At 34.8% G+C, this 316-nt stretch carries 1 protein-coding gene; it reads left to right on the forward strand.

Annotation, left to right across the window (positions count from 1 at the left end; genetic code table 11):
- Positions 1 to 65: 65 nt before the first annotated feature.
- The coding region (locus KA858_RS11745; RefSeq protein WP_210135784.1) for an SAUGI family uracil-DNA glycosylase inhibitor at positions 66 to 316 on the forward strand (251 nt) is incomplete at its 3' end.

Below are 316 nucleotides of genomic sequence, written 5' to 3' on the forward strand. Positions count from 1 at the left end.
AATATATATTATCTCAATGATGTATATGAACTACATCACTATCACACTATCTAGGAGGCAATGATATGAAAACAACCACTCAAGAACTCAAACAATATATAACTCGTCTATTCCAACTATCTAACAATGAAACATGGGAATGTGAAGCGTTAGAAGAAGCAGCAGAAAATATACTTCCTACTCGCTTTGTAGACCATACCCCACTTGCGCATCTTACACTTGAAACTTATACCTACTATAACGATGAACTACATGAGCTAAGTATCTATCCATTTCTTATGTACGCCAATAACCAACTCATCAGTATTGGTTATCT

Source organism: Staphylococcus sp. GDX8P80P, from assembly GCF_017893095.1.
Taxonomy (GTDB): Bacteria; Bacillota; Bacilli; order Staphylococcales; family Staphylococcaceae; genus Staphylococcus; species Staphylococcus borealis.